A 16,894-nucleotide genomic window follows, 5' to 3' on the forward strand; every position below is an offset into this window, starting at 1 on the left:
AAACCCCAGAGCCGGATCCGCTCGCTAGACTCGGACGGCGATGCGACGATTCCGGTGGTGGTGGGGAGCCCTGGTCCTCGCCTGCGTGGCTGTGCTCGCGGGCTTCTTCGTGCTTTCCGGCCCCGGCCTCAAACCCGGGCAGCCGCTGCCCCGCAAAGGACCCCCCGGCACGGGCCCGCTCACCGTGGTGGCGATCGGCGACAGCACCGTGTCCGGCGAGGGCGCGGGCGACTACACCGCCGACACCGACGGCCGGGCCGGCGACTGGTGCCACCGCTCGGCCAACGCGTTCGTGCAGAAGGTCCGGATCCCCGGTGTCACGGCGCGGGTGAACCTGGCGTGTTCCGGTGCGCCGGCGGAGCAGGTGGCGCTGGGCGGGGTGAAGCAGTGGGGTGAGCAGTCGCAGGCGCAGCAGCTGGCTGCGGTGGTGAAGAACCACCGGGTGGCCGCCGTGGTGATCGCGATCGGCGCCAACGACGACCCGAAGTTCTCCACGCAGGTCACCGACTGCTTCAAGGCGTGGTTCAGCGTGGGCGCGCCTTCGTGCAACGTCGCGCTCCAGCGGACGTGGCAGTCCAAAGTGGACGCGATGGTGCCGAAGGTCGTGAACGCCGTGGGGGACGTGAAAAAGGTGCTGGCGCAAGCGGGGTACGTGCCCGCCGACTACCAGCTCGTGCTGCAGTCCTACGCGACTCCGGTCGCCCCGGACGTGCCGGCGGGGCTGCAGAACCTCAACGGCTGTCCGTTTCGCACCGACGACCTGCAGTGGATCTCCACCACCGGCATCTCCACGCTGTCGGCGGGGCTGAAGCAGGCCGCCGTGCAGTCCGGCGCGCGGTTCCTCGACCTGGCGCGCGCGGGCGAGCACCACGAGGCGTGCAGCGGCGGGGCGAACCCGGCTTCGGAGTGGTTCACGCGCCTGACGCTGCACCTGAGTGATCTGGGGCAGGTCGACCGCGCGCAGCACGCACTGCAGGAGTCGTTCCACCCCAACGCCGCGGGGCACGCCGCGATCGCCGACTGCCTCTCCGAGTTCCTCGCCGTGCGCGACGGCAACGCCGCCTGCCTCGCCGGGCCCGACGGCAAACTCCACGCCACACCCGAGGTCCCCGGCCGCTGAACCGCCACGTCACCCGGCACTAGAGGTCGAGCGCGGCCCGCAGGGCGACGTCGATGTGTTCCTGCACTTCCTGGTCGATCTCCGCGATCCGCTCGGCGAACCACGGCCGGTAGAGCCGCGTGAGGTTCAGGGTGGACACCCAGTACCGCGCGTCGACCGCGACGCCCAGGATGTCCTGCGGGTCCCGGTCGAGCAGTTCGGTGCCGAGCAGCCACGGCCGCTCGGATTCGTTCACCCCGTCCGACGACAGGAGCACCACGGTGCGTTCCCGGGCCGGTTCGGTCGGGGGGTGGTACGTCCAGACTTCACCCCTGCGCACGCATGTCCTTTTCCGCCGCGGTCCGCTCGACCTCGTCCGCTTCGGCCACGGGGGCGGCCGGTGCTGCTTGCGGGGTGTAACCGGTGCGCACCGCCTCCCTCCGGGCCGCCTTGGACAACCAGGACGAGACCGAGATTCCGTGCGCTTTCGCAGCTCGTTCGGCGAACTCGAGCGCACCACTGTCGAGAGAGAGGGTGACCTTACGCGTTGCCATACCTTTTATCGTACCAGTGCTCGGGTCGGTGGGCGGGTCACGCGATCGCGACCGCCTGGACGACCCGCAGCCGGCCGTCCGCGAGGGCCTGGGTGAGGTGGGCGCCCTTCGTCGCGAAGCCGGGCACGAAGACGTGCAGGCCGAGCGGGTTCGGCGGCTGGGCCTGCACGGCTTGCATGACCCCGGCCGCGGTCTCGGTGAGGTCGGCCCAGTGCGACACGGTGAAGCCGGCCGATTCCACCGCTTCGCGCAGCTCGCCGGGCGCGGCGAGGTGGCTGTGGGCGGGCTCGTCGGCCCAGGGCAGCGGATAGTCGAGGGCCTGGGCGGAGCCGGCGGTGACGTCCCACAGCGCCAGGCGCCCGCCCGGCGCGAGCACGCGGCGGGCTTCGCGGTAGAGCGCGTGCTTGTCGGCGACGTTCATCTGCACGTGCTGGCTGAACACCACGGTGAACGCGGCGTCGGGGAACGGCAGTTCGGTCACGTCGCCGTGGCGGACGTCGATCGCGGGCAGGCCGACGAGCCCGTTGAGCCACCGGGCCGTGTCGCAGTATTCGGCGGTGAGGTCGACGGTGCTCACGCGGCAGCCGTGGCGGTCGGCGAGGAAGCGGGCCGTGCCGCCGATGCCGCTGCCCGCGTCGAGGACCGTGTCGCCCGGGGTCACGGCCGCGAGGTCGGCCAGCGCGCCCGTGGCGAGGCGGCCCATGGTGTGGAAGTCCTCGAGCGTGGCGAGGTCGGCGGGCACGAGGTGGTCGAGGTCCTTGCCGGCGGCCACCAGCGCTTGTTCTATGGCGGCTCGCGAGAGGCCGGTCGCGTAGTGGGTGTCGAGGTCGGTCATACGGGCTCCCCAGTGAAAGTATCTCGAAGATAGTATCTGTAAGATAGCTTATGTGGAGAACCGCACCCAGACCTACGGCCACTACTGCCTGCTGGCGCAGAGCCTGGACCGGCTCGGTGACCGGTGGACCCTGCTGATCGTGCGCGACCTGGTGCACGGGCCGCGCCGGTTCACCGATCTCGTGGCCGCGCTCGGCGGGATCACCCCCACCACCCTCACCCGGCGGCTGCGGGAGCTGGAGCGCGACGACCTCGTGACCGCCGACCGCGAACCTGGCCGGCGCGAGGTCCGCTACCGCCTGACGCCGGCCGGCCAGGACCTCGTGCCGACGCTGGAGCAGCTCGCGCTGTGGGGCCTGCGCCACTCCCTGCGCGCACCCGCCCCCGGCGAGCCGACGCACCCGGAGCACTTGCTGTGGGCGCTGCAGATCCTGCTCGACGACGTCGGCGCCGTGATCGAGCCGGCGCGCTGGCTGTTCCGCGGGGAGGAGGACTACGTGCTCGCGTTCGACGGCACGCGCTGGAGGTTGAGCCGCGGGGCGGAAGCGGAGCCGGACGTGACCGTGACGGCCGGCCGGGACGCGCTGGCGAAGTTCCTGACCAGCCCACCTGCGGCTCGCGAAGCCGAGACCGAGGGCGTTTCCCTGACCGGTGAGCCGCACGCCGTGCGCACGATGCTCGACACGATCGCGGTGTTCCCCTTCGGCAGGTGATGCCGCAGCCGTGGTGCTCCCCCGCCGAGGTGAGGGAGCACCACGCGCTACAACGTCGGTGATCGGCCTTCGAACGGCGTGGACAGCACCACCGTCGTGCGGGTCGAGACCTTGGCCGCTTCCCGGATGCGGCGCAGGAGGTCTTCCAGGCCGAGCGGGGAGGCGACGCGCACCAGCAGGATGTAGGACTCGTCGCCGGCGACCGAGTAGCAGGACTCGATCTCGGTGATGTGCTGGATGCGCTGGGGGTAGTCGTCGGGGGCGGCCGGGTCGTTCGGGGTGAGCGAGATCAGCGCGGTGAGCGGGAGGCCGATCTGCTCGCCGTCGAGGCGGGCGGTGTAGCCGAGGATCACCCCGCGTTGCTCGAGGCGCCGCACGCGCTGGTGCACCGCCGAAACCGAGAGCCCGACGCGTTCGGCGAGGTCGGTGAAGCTGCGCCGGCCGTCGGCGGCGAGCTCTTGCACGATCGACTGGTCGAGCGGCTCGAGGGGGCCGCTCATGCTTCGAGCACGACGAGGTCGTGCGGCCGCGTGTTCACGGCCTCGACGCCGGTCTCGGTGACCACGACGATGTCCTCGATGCGCGCGCCCCAGCGGCCCGGCTGGTAGATGCCCGGCTCGACACTGAACGCCATGCCCGCCTCGAGCGGCAGGGTGTTGCCCGCGATGATGTAGGGCTCCTCGTGCACGTCGAGGCCGATGCCGTGGCCGGTGCGGTGGATGAAGAACTCGCCGAAGCCGGCGGCGTCGATCACCTCGCGCGCGGCGGCGTCGATCGATTCGGCCGTGGCGCCCGGGCGCACGGCGTCGACCGCGGCCTGCTGGGCCTGCTGCAGCACCGCGTAGGTCGGGGCCACGTCCGCGTCGCGGGGTTCGCCGACGGCGTAGGTGCGGGTGGAGTCGGAGTTGTAGCCCTCGGGCAGCGGGCCGCCGATGTCGACCACGACCACGTCGCCGCGCTCGATCACGCGGTCGGAAACGTCGTGGTGGGGGCTGGCGCCGTTGGGGCCGGAGCCGACGATCACGAAGTCGGCGACCGTGTGGCCTTCCTCGACGATGGCGGCGGCGATGTCGGCGCCCACCTCGGCCTCGGTGCGCCCGGCGCGCAGCCATTCGCCCACGCGGGCGTGCACGCGGTCGATCGCGGCACCGGCGGCGCGCAGCGCGGCGATCTCGGCGGCGTCCTTGCGCATCCGCAGCTCGCGCACGACCGGACCGGCCAGCGTCTGCTCGGCGTCGCCGAGAGCGGATCGCAGGGCGAGCACGTGCAGGGCCGGGGTGAAGTCGCTGACGGCGACGCGGCGGGCCTTGCCGATGCGGTCGGCCACGAGGCGGTAGGCGTCGTCGCCGTCGACCCAGGTGAGGATGTCGATGCCGAGCTCGGCGGTGGGCACGTCGGCGTAGCCGGGGGCCTCCAGCTTGGGGACGACGAGCGCGGGCACGCCGTCGGCGGGCACCACGAGGGTGGTGAGGCGCTCGAACGAGCCGCCGGCCTGGCCGAGCAGGTAGCGCAGGTCGGAACCGGGGGCGATGAGCAGGGCGTCGGTGTCCGCGGCGGCGGCCGCCTTCGCTGCGCGGTCGAGGCGGGCGCGGAGCGCGGCGGCGTCCGGAGCGGGCGTGTGGAGGGATCGGCGCGACATGCGGCTGAGCCTAGTACCGGCCCGCGCGGGCGCCCGTCACCCGGGCGGGGCCGGAGTTTCGAACAGCGGCGGCAGGGCCGTGAGCATCAACGCGGACCAGACCACGTGGGTCAGCAGCGGCGCCTGGATGCCGCCCGTGGCGCGCCGCTGCAGCCCGAACAGGGTGCCCATCACGATCGACGCCAGCACGAGTGCCGGGTTGCGGGTGGCCACCGTGGACAGTGCGTAGACCGCCGTCGAGGTCGCCACCGGCGCGCGGGTCACGGAGCTCTGCAGGGCGCCGCGGAAGAAGACTTCCTCGGCGGCGCCGGTGATCAGCGTGGTCGCGTAGACGGCCGGTCCGGAGCCGCGGTCGGCGTAGGCGAGCACGCCCGCGATCGCCCGCGACAACGGCGGGATGCGGTGGGCGACGAGCGCGCAGCCGTAGAACACGCCGAACGCGCCGACGGCGAGCGCCACCGGTCCCGCGACGGGGTGGCGCGCGGTGCCCCGCGGTGGTGGTCCCGCCACCAGCCCGCCCGCGATCCAGGTGGCGGCGACGGCGGCCGTGCGTCCGTGGAAGCGGGGCGAGCCGGGAGGGGTGGACAGTGACCGGCCCAGCAGGGCGGTCCCGGCCGCGGTGACCGCGCCGAGCAGCAGCCTTCGCATCAGGCCGCTCGCGCGCGTTCGGCCAGGGCCGCGAGTGCCGCGGAGTCGAAGTCCATGGGCTCGAACGGTACGACGTCGCGGATCGAGGCGTCGCGCACCACCACCTCGTTGGCCATCGAGTCGATGAGGGTGCGGCCGGTGGCGACGTCGACGTCGGTCACGAGCGCGAGCCAGTACGACGAGAGCCGCGGTGAGAGCAGCGGCACCGGCACGATCACCGGGCTGCGGCCTTCGAGGCGGGCCAGCCGGCGGAGCATGTCGAGGTAGGCGAGCTTTTCGCTGCCGCCGATCTCGAACGTGCGCCCTTCGGCCCGGGGGCAGTCGAGCACGCCGACGAGGTAGCGCACCACGTCGGCGATCGCGATGGGCTGGGCGCGGGTGGCGGCCCAGCGCGGGGTGATCATGGCGGGCAGGTGTTCCACGAGCTGACGGGTGATCTCCCAGGAGATGCCGCCGTGGCCGATCACGATGCCGGCGCGCAGCACGGTCACGGGCACGCCGGTGCCGGCGAGCAGGAACTCGACCTGACGGCGGCTGCGCAGGTGGGCGGACAGCTCGTCGGAGTCTTCGCCGAGGCCGCCGAGGTACACGATGCGGCCGGTGCCGGCGTCGCGGGCGGCGACGGCGAACGCGCGGGCCGCGGCGGCGTCGCGGCGTTCGAAGTCGCGGTCGTCGAGGGAGTGCACGAGGTAGTAGGCGGCGTCGGTGCCGGCCAGGGCCTTTTCGAGGGACCGCGCGTCCTCGACGTCGCCGTGCACGGCGGTGCCCGCGCCTTCGTAGGCGGCCGGGTTGCGCGTCATCGCGAGCACGTCGTGGCCCGCTTCGGCCAGTGCCGCGGCGAGCCGGCTCCCCACGAACCCGGAAGCCCCGGTGACCAGTACCCGCACGCTCTCCCCTTCCGTCGGCTTCCGATCAGGAGTACCCGGCACACGGCGGGGGAAACCGGGCGGCGCGTCAGGCGGGGTGCCGTGGGGGCGGACGTGGCAGGCTGGGCCCGTGACCGGACCACTCGCCCTCCTCGATTCCGCGAGCCTGTACTTCCGCTCGTACTACGCGCTGCCCGATTCGATGACCGCGCCCGACGGGACGCCGGTCAACGCCGTGCGCGGGTTCACCGACACGTTGGCGCGCATCCTCACCGACCGGCGGCCCTCGCGGCTGGTGGCCTGCCTCGACGCGGATTGGCGGCCGAAGTTCCGCACCGATCTGCTGCCGAGCTACAAGGCGCACCGGGTCGCCGTGCCCGGGCACGGCGAGGGTGAGGCCGACGTGGAGGAGGTGCCGGACACGCTCACGCCGCAGGTGCCGGTGATCCTCGACGTGCTGGCCGCGTTCGGGTTCGCCACCGCGGAGGCCGCGGGGTACGAGGCCGACGACGTGATCGGCGCGCTCGCCACCCGCGAGCAGGACGCGCCGGTGGAGGTGATCACCGGCGACCGGGACCTGTTCCAGCTGGTGCGCGCGACGCCGACGCGCACGTCGGTGGTGTACGTGGGCAAGGGCTGGGCGAAGGCCGAGGTGCTGGGGCAGGCGGAGATCGCCGAGCGCTACGGCGTGCCGGTGGAGCACGCGGGCCCGGCCTACGTGGACATGTCCGCGCTGCGCGGCGACCCGTCCGACGGTCTGCCCGGCGTGGCGGGGATCGGTGAGAAGACGGCGGCGAAGCTGATCACGCAGTTCGGGTCGCTGGAGGAGCTGATCGCGGCGGCGAACTCGGGTGACTCGCGGCTGCCGCTGAAGATGCGGCTGCGCCTGAAGGACGCCGGCGACTACCTCGCCGTGGCGCCCACGGTGGTGCGGGTGGCCGTGGACGCGCCGGTGGAGCAGTCCGGTTCGGACGCCGTGCCGACGAGCCCCGCGGACCCGGACCGGGTCGCGGAGCTGGCCGAGCGGTGGAACCTGGGCCGGTCGGTGGAGCGGCTGCTGGCCGCGCTGCCGAAGGCGTGAGGGCGGCTCAGAAGTAGGTGCCGCACCACGGCCGTTCGGCGGTGGCGAACAAGGTGTCGGCGCGCTGCAGGGCTTCGGGAGTGGCCGCGGTGATCCGGCCGGCCTGGGCCAGCGTGGAGGCGCGCCACTCGCCGAGGTAGAGCATGGCGAGGGTGTCGGCGTCGAGGCGCAGGTCGGCTTCGGCGTCGGTGCGCTCGGCGCCGTCGGGGCCGACGCGGTAGCGGCCGCGGTTGGCCGGCAGCAGGCGATCGTCCACTTCGAACACCACGGGCGTGGCGTCGCCGTACGTGCGGGCAGCCAGCGCGCCGGCGACGTCGACCAGCCGCAGCCACAGGTCGTCCTCGACGTCGGTGGTGCGGACGCGGCGCGGGTCGGTGAGCAGCACGCCGAGGGGTTCGTCCACGGGGCGGAAGCGCGAGGTGACGGTGGCGACGAGGTCGATCGAGAACAGGAAGCGCCACAGCGCGGCGATCGCCTCGGGGCTCGCGCCGTGCAGGTCGCGGACTTCCAGCAGCGGGCCGTGTTCCGGCTCGGCGGCGGTGGCCTGGTCGACGCTCTTGAACATCGCGAACGCGTCGTCGCGGCCGTCGGGTCCGGTGTGGACGGCCACGCGGTAGCCGCCTTCGCGGCTCAGGCGGTAGCTCAGGGCCATGGGCCACCACGTTTCGGGGCGGGCGATCATGCCCGGCCGGTGCAGCCCGATCCGTTCGTACAGCGCCGGCAGCGCGGCGCGGGCCTCGTCGGTGTCGAGGAGGCGGACGGCGCCGCCGGCTTCCACCCCTTCGCGCAGCTGGACGGGCCGGTTCACCCGGACGGTGCGCCCGGAGGTGGCGATGCCGTAGCCGAAGCGGCCGTAGATCACGGCTTCGCTGGCGTGCAGGCACGCCAGGGTGGTGCCGCGGTCGGCGAGATCGGTGAGCTGAGCGGTCATCAGCGCGGTCACGACCCCGCGGCGGGTCCAGTCGGCGCGCACGCCGACGCCGTCCACGGCCTGGGCGGGCAGCACCGCGCCGCCCGGTACGGCGATCGAGGTCGCGAACCCGCTGGCGATCCCGACCGGACGGTTCTCGGCGAACGCGCCGAACTTGCCCGGCAATGCCCAGGCACCGTCGGCCTGCGCCCATCGCTCGTCGGAGGGCCGGCGGTCGTGCAGCGCCTCCACGAGCAGGTCGAAGGTGGGCCGGAGCTCGTCCTCGGTGATCGGGCGTACCACGAAGTCGGTCATGCCGCGATCCAACCAAGCCGGCCGTGCCGATGCCACGCGATTTTCGGGCGGGCGGCTACTTCGGTGGGTCGACGCGGTAGTCGCCGGAGGTGCCGGTGACGGTGATGAGCACGTGTTTCTGTTCGCCCGAGAGGTCGACCACGCACTGGAACGCGGAGCCGTCGGTCACGGCCTGGCGGTCGGGGCAGCTGACCTCGCCGACACCCTCGATCTTGTAGGTGTCGGCGAGGAGCTTGGCGACGGCGGCGTCCATGGCTTTCGCGTCGAACACGCGCGCCGGGCCGGTGCTCGAAGCCGAGCCGGACGCCGGGGTCGCGCCCGGGCTGCCGGACGACGGATCCGGCGCGGTCGTGGTGGGGGTGACCGTGACGGTGGTGACGGAGCCGGCCGGGTCGGCCTTGCTCGAACAGCCGGTGGTGATCAGCAGCCCGAGGCCGCACAGCCCCAGCACCGTGACGGCGCGCATGTCCCCGCTCCTGTCCCCCGATGCCCGTTACGGGCCCTTGGTCAAGGTCAGAAGAAAGTACCGCACCACGAGGATCGGCGCGTGCCGAACAGGGTGTCCACGTGAGACAGCGCGGTGTCGTCGAGGACTTCGAGGCGGCCGGTGTCGGCCAGGGCCGAGGCGGGCCACGCTCCGAAGTAGAGCATCGCGAGCGCGGAAACGTCGAGGCGCAGCGCGGGGGCGGTGTCGGTGCGTTCGGCGCCGTCGGGGCCGACGCGGTAGCGGCCGTCGTTGGCGGGCAGCAGCCGGTCGGTCACCTCGAGCACGACCGGCTCGGCCGGGCCGTAGGTGCGGGCGGCGAGCCCGGCGGGCACGTCGATCAAGCGCAGCCACGTCTCGTCCTCTACGCCGGTGATCTTGGCGGCGCGCGGATCGGTGAAGAGCAGTTCCACGGGTTCGTCGAGCGGGCGCGCGATCGCGACGATGTCGTCGACGAGGTCCACCGAGAGCAGGAACCGCCACAGGCCCGCGAACGCACCCGGGTCGGTGTAGTGGAACTCGAACACGGTGAGTTTCTGCCGGTCGCCCTCGCCGCGCTCGACGTGGTAGACGACGTAGCCGTCGACGCCGTCCGGGCCGCGGTGGACCGCGGTTTCGACGGGGCCGTCGAGGCGGCGGGCCTGGTTCTCGTTCATCGGCCAGTAGTGCGCGGGCCGGGTGATCATGCCGGGCCGGCGGGTGCCGGTGGCGCCGTAGAGGTCGGGCCAGTGCAGCAGGGCCTGCTCGAGGCCGAACACGCTCACCTCGCCGCCGGCCGGTGCTTCGGGGCGCAGCGTGGCTTGCCGGCGGTCGACCACGACCGTGCGGCTCAGGGTGGACACGCCGTAGCCGTAGCGGCCGTAGATTGCGCCCTCGGTGGCGTGCAGGGACGCGAGCACGGTGCCGCGTTCGGCGAAGTCCTGGAGCTGGGCCGTCTGCAGGGCGCTGAGCACACCGCGGCGGGTGCGGCCGGCGCGGACCCCGACGCCGGTCACGGCGGCGAGCGGCAGCCGCGCGCCGCCGGGGACCACGACCTCGTGGGCGGCGGAGCGGACGGTGCCGATCAGCTCGGGATCGAACGCGGCGAACACCCGTGACTCGGCCAGTGCTTCGCCGATCCGGTCCCATTCCTCGTCGCTGCCGGGCTTCACGTGCAGCGTGCCGCGGAAGAGGTTCCAGGACGTGCGGAGTTCGTCGGCCGCGGTCAGGAGCCGGACGGTGTGGTCGCTCATGCCCGCATCATCCGGTGGCCCGCGGGGTGCGGGCCACCGAATTACGCGGCTTCACCGATTCGTGACGTAGCGTCACCATTCGGGTCAGGGTCACTGCGCGGCGGGCGGGGAGACCTCGTAGTTGCCGTCGCTGCCCTTGACGGTGATCGGGACCTGCTGCGGCTTGCCGTTGATGGTGGCGGTGCAGTCGAACTTCGCCCCGTCCTGCACCTTCTGCTCGGCCGGGCAGGTGACGCCGCCGACGCCTTCGATCTTGTAGGTGTCGGTGAGCAGCTTCGCCACGTCGGTCTGCATCTGGGTGTTGTTGAAGACCTCGGTCTTGAAGAACCCGGGGGCCACGAACCCGAGGACCGCGACCACGGCGACCACGATCACGAGCGCACCGATGCCGATGAACAGGCCGCGCTTGGACTTCGGCGCCTCGCCGCCTTCGCCGACGGTCTGGCTGACCGCGGTGGCCTGGCCGTAGTCGTACGGGGCGCCAGGCTGGCCGTAGGGCTGCTGGGCCTGCGGGCCGGTCTGCGGCTGGCCGTACAGCGGCTGCTGCTGCGGGCCGCTCTGCGGGTAGCCGCCGCCGGGCTGCTGCCCGTATTGCTGCGGGGGCTGCTGCTGGCGATTGGGGTCATACGGCTGGCCGTACTGCTGCGGAGGCGGCTGCTGTCCCCATTGGGGCTGCTGGGGCGCCTGCGGCTGCTGTTGCTGAGAGTAACCGCCGGGCTGCTGGCCGTACTGCGGTTGCTGCTGCTGCGGCTGCACCCACTGGGTGGGCTGCGAGTCGTAGGGCTGCGGGGGCTGCTGGCCGTACTGCTGGGGGTTGTACGGCTGTTCCTGCGGCCCGCTCGGCGGGTAGGCGCCGCCCGGCTGTTGCCCGTATTGCGGCTGCTGCCCGTACTGGGGCTGCTGCTGCGGGTCGTTGCCGCCATACGGCGTGCTCATCGTTCGCCTCCGCCTTGTTCGCCTGTGGCCGCGGTCCCCACGGGAGGGACCGCTGCCCACGGTGTCGAGCGCGATCCAACCACAGGTCGGGGCCGAGCACACGCGTCCACGCACACCCTGTCCGAGCGGTGACCTCCGCGTGCCCGGGAACGCCCGGGCACCGGCGCGCGCTTCACGCCCGCCTCACCCGGCCCGCTCACGCGGCGCCGGCCGCCACGACGCCGCGGCGCAGGGCGCGCACGGCTTCGGCGGCGGCCGCGCCGACCGGGTCGGCCTTGCCGAGGACGTCGCGGATCTGGTCGAGCAGGTCGATCACCTGGCGTGACCATCGCACGAAGTCGCCGGCGGAGAGTTCCTGGCCGTTGGTCTCGGCGGCGGTGAGGACCTTTTCGAGTGATTCGCCGCGGGCCCACCGGTAGACCGGCCAGGCGAAGCCGGCGTCGGGTTCGCGGGTGCGGTCGAGGTGGTGGCGGCGTTCGTCCTCGGTGAGGTCGACCCACAGCTTGGTGGTCTCCTCCCAGGCCTTGGGCACGGCGCCGCCGGGCAGCCGCGGCTCCCCCGCCGTGTCGCGGCGGGCTTCGAACACGAGCGTGGACACCACGGCGGCGAGTTCGGCCGCGCCGAGGCCTTCCCACACGCCGTGGCGGATGCATTCGGCGGCGAGGAGGTCGGATTCGCTGTAGAGACGGGTGAGGCGGTGGCCGTGTTCGGTCACGCGGTCTTCGCCGGTGTCGGGGCCGGTGTCGGGGCCGGTGTCGGGGCTGAGGTAGCCGCGTTCGCCGAGCAGCGCGAGGATCCGGTCGAACGCGCGGGCCAGCGAGTGGGTGGTGGCGGCGACCTTGCGTTCGAGCTGGTCGGTTTCGGCCTGCAGGCGCTGGAAGCGCTCGACCCAGCGCAGGTTGGCCTCGCGTTCGGCCAGTCCGTGGCAGGGGTGGGCGCGCAGGGCCCGGCGCAGGGCGTTGAGCTCGGCGTCGTCGCCCTGGCTGGTGCGGCTGCGCTGGCGGCCGGGCAGGGAGATGCCGGAGTCGCGCAGGGCCGAGGCGATGTCGCGGCGGGTCTTGGGTGAGCGCAGCTCGATGTGCTTTTGCAGGCGGATGTGCCCGAGCACCTCGACCGGGGCGGGGAAGTCGGCGACCGACAGGGGCCCGGACCAGCGGTCTTCGGTGACGACCACCGGCCGCGGCTCGCGGATCGGGTCCAGGCCCGGGTCGACGACCACGGCGAGGCCGGCGCGGCGGCCGGCGGGCACGGCGATCACGTCGCCCTTGCGCAGCTTCTCCAGCGATTCGGCGGTGCCGGCGCGGCGGGTGGCGGTGTTCTGCCGCGAGAGGGTTCTCTCGCGGGCGGAGATCTTGGCTCGCAGTTCCACGTATTCGAGCATTTCGTCGAACTCGCCGGTGACCGCGTCGGCGTAGCCCTTGAGGGCTTCCTTGTTGCGGTCGATGCGCCGGGAGGTGCCGACCACCGAGCGGTCGGCCTGGAACTGCGCGAAGGACTGTTCGAGCAGTTCGCGGGCGGAGTCGGCGCCGACCTGGGCGACGAGGTTCACGGCCATGTTGTAGCCGGGCCGGAACGAGGAGCGCAGCGGGTAGGTGCGGGTGGAGGCGAGGCCGGCGACCTGCTTGGGGTCGATGCCGGGCTGCCAGGCGACCACGGCGTGGCCTTCGACGTCGATGCCGCGGCGCCCGGCGCGGCCGGTGAGCTGCGTGTATTCACCGGGCGTGAGGTCCACGTGGGCTTCGCCGTTGTACTTGACCAGGCGTTCGAGGACCACGGTGCGGGCGGGCATGTTGATGCCCAGCGCGAGGGTTTCGGTGGCGAACACGGCCTTGACCAGGCCGCGCAGGAACAGTTCCTCGACGGTTTCCTTGAACGCGGGCAGGAGGCCGGCGTGGTGGCCGGCGAAGCCGCGCTCGAGGGCTTCGCGCCACTCCCAGTAGCCGAGCACGTCGAGGTCGCCCTTGGGCAGGTCGGCGGTGCGCTCGGCGACGATGCGGCGGATCTCCTCCACCTGCTCGGGGCCGTTGAGCCGCAGCCCGGAGCGCACGCACTGCGCGACGGCGGCGTCGCAGCCGGCGCGGGAGAAGATGAACACGATCGCGGGCAGCAGCCCGGCCGCGTCGAGGCGTTCGACGACGTCGACGCGCGAGGGCGGGCGGAAACGCTGCGGGCGGGGCGCGCCGCGGCGGCCGCCCCGGTTGCCGCGCAGGCCGGCGGGGGCGAAGCGGCCGAGTTCTTCGGCGCGGCGCAGCAGGCCGGGGTTGATGCTGAGCTCGGCGCCGGGGTCGCTTTCGTCCTGGCCGGCGAAGAGGTCCATCAGGCGGTTGCCGATGAGCATGTGCTGCCACAGGGGCACGGGCCGGTGCTCGTCGACGACCACGGTGGTGTCGCCGCGGACCTCCACGAGCCATTCGCCGAACTCCTCGGCGTTGCTCACCGTCGCCGAGAGCCCGACCACGCGGACGTGTTCGGGCAGGTGGAGGATCACTTCCTCCCACACGGCGCCGCGGAAGCGGTCGGCGAGGTAGTGGACCTCGTCCATCACGACGTAGCCGAGTTCGGGGATGGCGGAGCTGCCGGCGTAGAGCATGTTGCGCAGGACCTCGGTGGTCATCACGACCACCTGGGCGTTGCCGTTGATCGAGGTGTCGCCGGTGAGCAGGCCGACCGCGTTGTTGCCGTAGCGGGCGACGAGGTCGGCGTACTTCTGGTTGGACAGCGCCTTGATGGGCGTGGTGTAGAAGCATTTGCGGCCCTCGGCGAGCGCGAGGTGCACGGCGAACTCGCCGACCACGGTCTTGCCGGCGCCGGTGGGCGCGCACACGAGCACGCCGTGGCCGTCTTCGAGGGCTTCGCATCCGCGGACCTGGAAGTCGTCGAACTCGAACGACACTTCGCCGGCGAAACGCGTCAGCTGGGGGTACTTGCCGCGGCGGCGCGAGGTCGCATAGGCCTCGGCCGGGGAAGGTGAAGGGCTACTGGCCACCTGTCCAGGGTTCCACACGGCACCGACAGTCCGCACGCGGCGTGCCGACCTGCGGGTGTCCGACTGGTTACGGGGCGACGACGGTGAGGGCGCGGGGCACGCAGGTGGCGATCACGGGGGTGTGGCCTTGGGTTTCGCCGTCGGCGTAGGCGGGCCAGGCGGGGTTCGCGTCGGCTTCGATGCGCAGGGTGCGGGTGCGCAGGGTCTGCACGGCGGGGTGGGCCAGGTGGGCGCCGGTGCGCAGGCCGGGTAGGAGGCGCAGCAGCTGAAGGCGGCCGGCGGCGCCGATCACGGTGACGTCGAAGAGGCCGTCGTCGGGGGTGGCGCCGGGGCAGATGGGCACGCCGCCGCCGTAGTAGGGGGTGTTGCCGACGGCGACGAGGGTGGCGTCGAGTTCGAGGACGCCGTCGTCGGTGTGGAGGGTGACCGGGCGCGGCCGGAAGGCGGCGAGCTCGGCGAGGATGGCGACGTCGTAGCGGCGGGGGCCCGAGGGCCAGCGCAGGGCGTTGGCGCGGGCGTTCACGGCGGCGTCGAAGCCGGAGCAGAGCACGGTGGCGAACCAGGCGCCCTGGCCGGCCGGGCCGGGGTCGAGGCGGCCGAGGTCGAGGACGCGGCGGGTGCCGGTGCGCAGGGCTTCGGCGAGTGTGTCGGCGGCCGCGAGGGCGTCGGCGGGGGTGCCGAGGGCGCGGGCGAAGTCGTTGCCGGTGCCCGAGGGCACGAGGCCGAGGGCGACGTCGTGGTCGGCGCAGAACTGCACGCCTTGGTGGGCGGCGCCGTCTCCGCCGAGGACGATGAGCACGTCGAGGCCTTCGGCGTGCGCCGAGCGCATCAGGGCGCGGGATTCCTCGACGCTGGTGGCGGTGAGCAGGTCGAGCCGGTCGACGGCGGGGCGCAGCCGCTCGGCCACCGCGTCGGCGATCCGGGCGGCGGCGCCGTGCCCGGAGGCCGGGTGGACGGCGAGCGCCGCGTTGAGCCCCATGCGGTTTCCCGCGGCTTACGTGATGTCGTCGGTGGAGTGGCTGCGCGGCGCGGTCGCGGGTTCGTCTTCGTCGGCGGTGCTCGGCGTGTAGTCGAACGGCGCGGCCTCGTCGTCGGCGAGTTTGTCCCAGCCCTCGTCCTGGCGGAGCTTGTCGCGCTTGCGGTCGTGGAAGCGCGTGATCTGGATGGCGATCTCGAACAGCACGGTGAGCGCGGCGGCGAGCCCGAGCATGGAGAACGGGTCGGAGCCGGGGGTGGCGAAGGCGGCGAACACGAACAGCGCGAACAGGATGCCGCGGCGCCAGCGCCGCAGCTGCTGGTACTTGACGACGCCGACGAGGTTGAGCATCACCACGATGAGCGGGAGCTCGAAGCTGACGCCGAAGATGACCAGCAGCGACAGGATGAACGAGATGTACTTGTCCGCTGTCAGGGCGGTCACGAACTGGTCCTGGCCGAAGCCGGCGAGCAGGGCCAGGGCGTGGGGCACGAGGAAGTAGGCGAGCACGGCGCCGGCGGCGAACAGGGCCGAGGCGAAGCTGACGAAGGTCAGCGCGTACTTGCGTTCCTTGGAGTACAGGCCCGGGGCGATGAACGCCCAGAACTGGTAGAGCCAGAACGGAGAGGTGACCACGGCACCCGCGGCGACACCGACCTTGAGGCGCACCATGAAGATCTCGAACGGCTGCGTCTGCAGGAGCCGGCAGCCGCCGAGGTCACCGCCGAAGCGCTGCGACGCCGGGATGGCGCAGTAGGGGCCGTTCATGATGTTGCCGAGCGACGGGACCGGGCCGAGGTGCTGCTCGAACCAGATCCAGCCGAAGATCCCGCCGATGACGATGAACAGCAGCGCGAAGCCGAGCCGGCGCCGGAACTCGTAGACGTGCTCGATGAGCGTCATCGTGCCGTCGGGGTTCTTGCGACGGCTGCGCCTCTTGCGCTTGTTCCCGATGCCGTTGCCGTTGGCGGCTTCCGCCACTGGTCGTTCCGTTCTCGTCGTAGCCCATCGGAGCGCGCTGGGTGTTCAGCGCGCTCCGTGGACCGGGGACCGGGTGGTGAAAAGCCTCAGCTGGCGTTCTTCTGCGGCTGCTCGGTCGCGGCCTGCTGCTTCTTCAGCTCGTCGAGCTGGCGCTGGAGGTCGGCGACCTGCGAGTCCTGGGCCGGGGCGGTGGCCTGCGGGAGCTGACGGGTCTCGGCCTCTTCGGCCTCGTCCTTCTGCTCGCCGGTGAGGTCCTTCGTCTCGGCCTTGAAGATCTTCATGGACTTGCCGATGGAGCGGGCGGCGTCGGGAAGCCTCTTGGCCCCGAACAGCAGAACCACGACGAGCACCAGGATGATGATGTGCCACGGCTGCAGCGCGTTCATGGCGGTGGCCTCCTTGTTTCTTTAGTCGTTGCCGATGTTACTGGTTTCCGGTGCGTCGCGGCGCTGCGCCACGGCCACGCGAAGTGCTGCGGATCGGGCGCGGAGGAGTCCGGTCCGGTCCTGGGTGTTCGTAGCCACCATGCTCATGGTGCGGCGGAACTGGCGCAAGACTCTGATCGTCCGTACTGCCAGGAGGATCAGGACGAGCAAGCCCGCCGCGAGCAGAACGTAAGTGGGCAGGTACGACACGTGGG

At 72.5% G+C, this 16,894-nt stretch carries 19 protein-coding genes; 3 read left to right on the forward strand and 16 right to left on the reverse strand.

Annotated elements, in window-relative coordinates:
• The first annotated feature begins 40 nt into the window (after positions 1-40).
• Positions 41-1,120, forward strand: coding sequence for a GDSL-type esterase/lipase family protein (locus tag VSH64_RS13120; protein ID WP_326835851.1), 1,080 nt, complete (start codon positions 41-43; stop codon positions 1,118-1,120).
• Between the two features lie 19 nt (positions 1,121-1,139).
• Here VSH64_RS13120 and VSH64_RS13125 read toward each other — a convergent pair whose 3' ends face one another.
• From VSH64_RS13125 to VSH64_RS13135, 3 genes are read right to left on the reverse strand one after another with little or no spacing between them, the layout of a single operon-like run.
• Positions 1,140-1,439 (reverse strand): hypothetical protein, encoded by a 300-nt coding sequence (locus VSH64_RS13125; RefSeq protein WP_326835852.1) that lies wholly within the window; start codon positions 1,437-1,439, stop codon positions 1,140-1,142.
• Positions 1,426-1,653: a hypothetical protein gene (locus VSH64_RS13130; RefSeq protein WP_326835853.1), complete on the reverse strand. Its 228-nt coding sequence runs from the start codon at positions 1,651-1,653 to the stop codon at positions 1,426-1,428. The genes VSH64_RS13125 and VSH64_RS13130 overlap by 14 nt, the downstream gene beginning before the upstream one ends.
• A gap of 37 nt (positions 1,654-1,690) precedes the next feature.
• Positions 1,691-2,488 (reverse strand): class I SAM-dependent methyltransferase, encoded by a 798-nt coding sequence (locus tag VSH64_RS13135; RefSeq protein WP_326835854.1) that lies wholly within the window; start codon positions 2,486-2,488, stop codon positions 1,691-1,693.
• A gap of 52 nt (positions 2,489-2,540) precedes the next feature.
• Between VSH64_RS13135 and VSH64_RS13140 the strand changes: the two genes are divergently transcribed.
• Complete coding sequence (locus tag VSH64_RS13140) at positions 2,541-3,200, forward strand: winged helix-turn-helix transcriptional regulator (RefSeq protein ID WP_326835855.1); 660 nt, start codon at positions 2,541-2,543, stop codon at positions 3,198-3,200.
• Between the two features lie 47 nt (positions 3,201-3,247).
• Here VSH64_RS13140 and VSH64_RS13145 read toward each other — a convergent pair whose 3' ends face one another.
• The 4 genes from VSH64_RS13145 to VSH64_RS13160 are packed head-to-tail and all read right to left on the reverse strand — an operon-like array spanning position 3,248 to position 6,374.
• Entirely contained in the window at positions 3,248-3,700 is a 453-nt protein-coding gene (locus tag VSH64_RS13145; protein ID WP_033287500.1) for an Lrp/AsnC family transcriptional regulator, read from the reverse strand.
• Entirely contained in the window at positions 3,697-4,839 is a 1,143-nt protein-coding gene (locus tag VSH64_RS13150; RefSeq protein WP_326835856.1) for a M24 family metallopeptidase, read from the reverse strand. Before VSH64_RS13150 ends, VSH64_RS13145 begins: the two co-directional genes overlap by 4 nt.
• Before the next feature lie 36 nt (positions 4,840-4,875).
• A complete protein-coding gene (locus VSH64_RS13155; protein WP_326835857.1) occupies positions 4,876-5,487 on the reverse strand; it encodes a CPBP family intramembrane glutamic endopeptidase in 612 nt (203 codons plus the stop codon).
• Complete coding sequence (locus VSH64_RS13160; RefSeq protein WP_326835858.1) at positions 5,487-6,374, reverse strand: NAD(P)H-binding protein; 888 nt, start codon at positions 6,372-6,374, stop codon at positions 5,487-5,489. Before VSH64_RS13160 ends, VSH64_RS13155 begins: the two co-directional genes overlap by 1 nt.
• Positions 6,375-6,483: 109 nt before the next feature.
• Here VSH64_RS13160 and VSH64_RS13165 point away from each other — a divergent pair, with 109 nt between their 5' ends.
• Positions 6,484-7,434 carry a 5'-3' exonuclease gene (locus VSH64_RS13165; RefSeq protein WP_326835859.1) on the forward strand — a complete coding sequence of 317 codons (951 nt, stop codon included), beginning with the start codon at positions 6,484-6,486 and terminating at the stop codon, positions 7,432-7,434.
• A gap of 7 nt (positions 7,435-7,441) precedes the next feature.
• Here VSH64_RS13165 and VSH64_RS13170 read toward each other — a convergent pair whose 3' ends face one another.
• The 9 genes from VSH64_RS13170 to VSH64_RS13210 all read right to left on the reverse strand — a co-directional run bounded on the left by VSH64_RS13170 (position 7,442) and on the right by VSH64_RS13210 (position 16,889).
• A complete protein-coding gene (locus VSH64_RS13170) occupies positions 7,442-8,659 on the reverse strand; it encodes a GNAT family N-acetyltransferase (protein ID WP_326835860.1) in 1,218 nt (405 codons plus the stop codon).
• A 55-nt stretch (positions 8,660-8,714) separates the two neighbouring features.
• Complete coding sequence (locus tag VSH64_RS13175) at positions 8,715-9,125, reverse strand: DUF4333 domain-containing protein (RefSeq protein WP_326835861.1); 411 nt, start codon at positions 9,123-9,125, stop codon at positions 8,715-8,717.
• A 47-nt stretch (positions 9,126-9,172) separates the two neighbouring features.
• Positions 9,173-10,375, reverse strand: a complete 1,203-nt coding sequence (locus tag VSH64_RS13180; protein WP_326835862.1) for a GNAT family N-acetyltransferase — start codon at positions 10,373-10,375, stop codon at positions 9,173-9,175.
• Between the two features lie 90 nt (positions 10,376-10,465).
• Positions 10,466-11,311 carry a DUF4333 domain-containing protein gene (locus VSH64_RS13185; protein ID WP_326835863.1) on the reverse strand — a complete coding sequence of 282 codons (846 nt, stop codon included), beginning with the start codon at positions 11,309-11,311 and terminating at the stop codon, positions 10,466-10,468.
• A 196-nt stretch (positions 11,312-11,507) separates the two neighbouring features.
• Entirely contained in the window at positions 11,508-14,297 is a 2,790-nt protein-coding gene (locus VSH64_RS13190; RefSeq protein WP_326835864.1) for a DEAD/DEAH box helicase, read from the reverse strand.
• 67 nt (positions 14,298-14,364) lie between these two features.
• Entirely contained in the window at positions 14,365-15,276 is a 912-nt protein-coding gene (locus VSH64_RS13195; protein ID WP_326835865.1) for a diacylglycerol/lipid kinase family protein, read from the reverse strand.
• A gap of 15 nt (positions 15,277-15,291) precedes the next feature.
• Complete coding sequence (tatC, locus tag VSH64_RS13200; RefSeq protein WP_326835866.1) at positions 15,292-16,254, reverse strand: twin-arginine translocase subunit TatC; 963 nt, start codon at positions 16,252-16,254, stop codon at positions 15,292-15,294.
• Between the two features lie 86 nt (positions 16,255-16,340).
• A complete protein-coding gene (gene tatA, locus VSH64_RS13205; RefSeq protein ID WP_326835867.1) occupies positions 16,341-16,640 on the reverse strand; it encodes a Sec-independent protein translocase subunit TatA in 300 nt (99 codons plus the stop codon).
• Positions 16,641-16,661: 21 nt separating this feature from the next.
• Positions 16,662-16,889 (reverse strand): bacteriophage holin, encoded by a 228-nt coding sequence (locus tag VSH64_RS13210; protein WP_326835868.1) that lies wholly within the window; start codon positions 16,887-16,889, stop codon positions 16,662-16,664.
• Positions 16,890-16,894 lie beyond the last annotated feature (5 nt).

The sequence above is a fragment of the Amycolatopsis rhabdoformis genome (genome assembly GCF_035918295.1).
Classification (GTDB): domain Bacteria; phylum Actinomycetota; class Actinomycetes; order Mycobacteriales; family Pseudonocardiaceae; genus Amycolatopsis; species Amycolatopsis rhabdoformis.

Excerpts from the sequence above, each read along its gene's own strand:
- VSH64_RS13120 (WP_326835851.1), top strand. The coding sequence starts at position 41 with ATGCGACGATTCCGGTGGTGGTGGGGAGCCCTGGTCCTCGCCTGCGTG.
- VSH64_RS13130 (WP_326835853.1), bottom strand. The coding sequence starts at position 1,653 with ATGGCAACGCGTAAGGTCACCCTCTCTCTCGACAGTGGTGCGCTCGAG.
- VSH64_RS13135 (WP_326835854.1), bottom strand. The coding sequence starts at position 2,488 with ATGACCGACCTCGACACCCACTACGCGACCGGCCTCTCGCGAGCCGCC.
- VSH64_RS13145 (WP_033287500.1), bottom strand. The coding sequence starts at position 3,700 with ATGAGCGGCCCCCTCGAGCCGCTCGACCAGTCGATCGTGCAAGAGCTC.
- VSH64_RS13150 (WP_326835856.1), bottom strand. The coding sequence starts at position 4,839 with ATGTCGCGCCGATCCCTCCACACGCCCGCTCCGGACGCCGCCGCGCTC.
- VSH64_RS13155 (WP_326835857.1), bottom strand. The coding sequence starts at position 5,487 with ATGCGAAGGCTGCTGCTCGGCGCGGTCACCGCGGCCGGGACCGCCCTG.
- VSH64_RS13170 (WP_326835860.1), bottom strand. The coding sequence starts at position 8,659 with ATGACCGACTTCGTGGTACGCCCGATCACCGAGGACGAGCTCCGGCCC.
- VSH64_RS13175 (WP_326835861.1), bottom strand. The coding sequence starts at position 9,125 with ATGCGCGCCGTCACGGTGCTGGGGCTGTGCGGCCTCGGGCTGCTGATC.
- VSH64_RS13180 (WP_326835862.1), bottom strand. The coding sequence starts at position 10,375 with ATGAGCGACCACACCGTCCGGCTCCTGACCGCGGCCGACGAACTCCGC.
- VSH64_RS13185 (WP_326835863.1), bottom strand. The coding sequence starts at position 11,311 with ATGAGCACGCCGTATGGCGGCAACGACCCGCAGCAGCAGCCCCAGTAC.
- VSH64_RS13195 (WP_326835865.1), bottom strand. The coding sequence starts at position 15,276 with ATGGGGCTCAACGCGGCGCTCGCCGTCCACCCGGCCTCCGGGCACGGC.
- tatA (WP_326835867.1), bottom strand. The coding sequence starts at position 16,640 with ATGAACGCGCTGCAGCCGTGGCACATCATCATCCTGGTGCTCGTCGTG.